The 2,588-nt window shown below is 62.3% G+C and carries 2 protein-coding genes; both read left to right on the forward strand.

Annotation, left to right across the window (positions count from 1 at the left end):
• Nucleotides 1-452: ribonuclease T2 (locus tag DBR24_RS19350; RefSeq protein ID WP_256591648.1), on the forward strand; the 452-nt coding region annotated here is incomplete at its 5' end.
• Nucleotides 453-801: 349 nt separating this feature from the next.
• Nucleotides 802-2,373, forward strand: a complete 1,572-nt coding sequence (locus DBR24_RS19355; protein WP_128615547.1) for a sensor domain-containing diguanylate cyclase — start codon at nt 802-804, stop codon at nt 2,371-2,373.
• Nucleotides 2,374-2,588: the final 215 nt, after the last annotated feature.

Genomic DNA, 2,588 nt, shown 5'->3' on the forward strand with positions numbered 1-2,588 from the left:
TGCACGGTTTGTGGCCGCAATACGCCAAGGGCGGCTGGCCGGAATCCTGCCCGCCGCTGACCACCCTGTCGGCTGCGGAAACCAGCAAGGGGCTGACGCTGTTCCCGACCAGGAAACTGCTCGACCACGAATGGTCCAAGCACGGCACGTGCAGCGGCCTCGGCGCGATGGGTTATCTGGATGAGGCGGACAAAGCCGTTGGCGCCGTCAAAATCCCGCAGGCGCTGCAACCGTTCAGTTCTTCGTATTACTTCGAAGCCCAGGAAATCGCTGACCTGTTCCGCAAGGCCAATCCGGGGATTCCGGCTGATGGCATCGCGGTGATCTGCAGCGGCCCGGAACTGTCGGAAGTGCGGGTGTGCATGGGTAAGGATCTGCAATTCGGCGCGTGCGGCAAAGGCGTGAAGACGCAGTGCCGGGCGGGGGATATTCGGGTGCCGCCGTCGCGTTGAACTGATTCAAGGTCGAAAGGACCACACGGACCTGGTGGCAAGGGAGTAAGCGCCCTCGCCACAGGTTTTTGGTGAACCCGAGTACGCATCTCCCGGTCAGGCTTTGACCGCCGGCCACCCGCCACGGGTGCATCTGTACAGTGCGATGCGCCGTCTGGCCCTTCACAACGGATTAACCGCAAAGCAGGCATCGAAAATAAATCGGCGAACAGCGATCATCCAAATGCGCTGTGCGCCGATACATCTGGGCGGGAGCGTGGCGTTTGCCCCGTGCATCCCGGTGGGCTACGCTCACAAAATATAAGGGTTACGGGCATTTGCCCTTGTCGTACCTGCCCAGGACACGTTTTTGCCTATCCCCATTCATGATCCGCATCAAGCCCCCGGAGGCGCCCTTAAACGCCTGCCGCTGCGTAAAGCCGCCGCGTGGTTTATCGTTGCGGTGGGGTTGTGCCTGCTCGGTTTACTGTATTTGCAACTGGAACAGTCACGGCGTCAGGATCTGGCGGTGGCGCAGGTGGCCTCCAGCAACCTGACGCGGGCCATGGCGCAACAGGCCGAGGACACCTTTCTGGCGGCGGACCTGGTCATGACCAGCCTGGTCGACTGGATTCAGAATGACGGTTACGGTGCGGCGCAACGGCCTCGGCTGCAGCAAACCTTCGCCCGGCGGGTGCAGCAACTGAACCAGTTGCACGGCATCTTCCTGTTTGATACCCAGGGGCAGTGGGTGATTACCTCGTTTACCGATCTGCCCCGTGGCAATGGCGTGGCCGACCGCGAGTATTTCAAGTATCACCAGCAGAACGCCTCGACGCTGGCGCACATCGGCCCGGCCATCCGCAGCCGCGAGAACGGCGAGTGGATCATCCCGATTTCCAAACGCGTCAATGATCGCGCCGGCCGTTTTCAGGGGGTGTTGCTGTCCGGGATCAAGATGTCGTATTTCGATCACTTCTTCGAAAGCTTCAGCCTCGACGACAACGGCATCATGTTCATCGGATTCACCGACGGCACGTTGCTCGCCCGCCGACCGTTCGATGAAAGCCTGATTGGCACGTCGCTGGCGCAAGGCCAGATCTATCGGGAGGCGCTGCCCGAGGCGTCGGCCGGTACCGCGATGATCAATTCGGTGGTCGACGGCGTCGAGCGTTTGTATGGCTACCGGCGGTTGGCGTCGTACCCGCTGGTGGTGGCCGCCGCCACGTCAAAGGACACGATCCTTGAGGGCTGGTACGCGCGGGCGTTTCAGTCCAGCGTGATCGTGGCCCTGGTCACCCTGGGTGTCGGCCTGTTCGGCTGGGTGTTCATTCATCAGGTGCGCGATGGTGAGCGTATCGAGAAAAACCTGCGCAAGGCACAGCAGGCGCTGGAACAGATCGCGACCCATGACAGCCTGACCGGACTGGCCAACCGGCGTCTGTTCGAGCGTTCCCTGGAAATCGAGTTTGCCCGAGGCGCGCGACAGGTCAGCCCGGTGAGCCTGATCATGCTCGATATCGACTTCTTCAAGCGTTACAACGACGCCTATGGGCATGTCGCCGGTGACCATTGCCTGACGCAAGTGGCGCAGGTGCTCATGACCTGCTGTCAGCGCAACGCCGATCTGGCGGTGCGCTATGGGGGCGAAGAGTTTGCGGTGCTGTTGCCGAACACCGATATCAACGGTGCCCTGGCCATTGCCGGGCAGATTCGTCGCAGCGTCATCGACAAACACATCACCCACAGCGGTTCGCCCACCGGCTATCTCACCGTGAGCCTGGGCTGCTATTCGTTTATTCCGAGCGGCAATGACAGCCCGGAAGTATTTATCCAGCGGGCGGATGCGGCGCTGTATCAGGCAAAAAATGCCGGACGCAACCGCGCCGCGGTGTTTTCGCCGGAGAGCGATGTGGCCGAGCTGATGCGTTCCGACCGCTGACAATCAACCCTGTGGGCGCCGGCCGCGTCGTTAGACCGGTTGCACAGGGCAACGCCCTTACCACGGATGACTCTTGTTCGTTCAGCCGCCCGTGCCACCGCCCGCACCGCCAGTCCCGCCGCCAGCCGAACCGGTGCCGCCACCCGCACCGGAGCCCGATCCGCTGGCGCCGCCATTGGTGCCGGTGCCCGACCCCGAGCCACCTGAACTGCTAC

The organism is Pseudomonas sp. HMWF006 (assembly GCF_003061205.1).
Classification (GTDB): domain Bacteria; phylum Pseudomonadota; class Gammaproteobacteria; order Pseudomonadales; family Pseudomonadaceae; genus Aquipseudomonas; species Aquipseudomonas monsensis.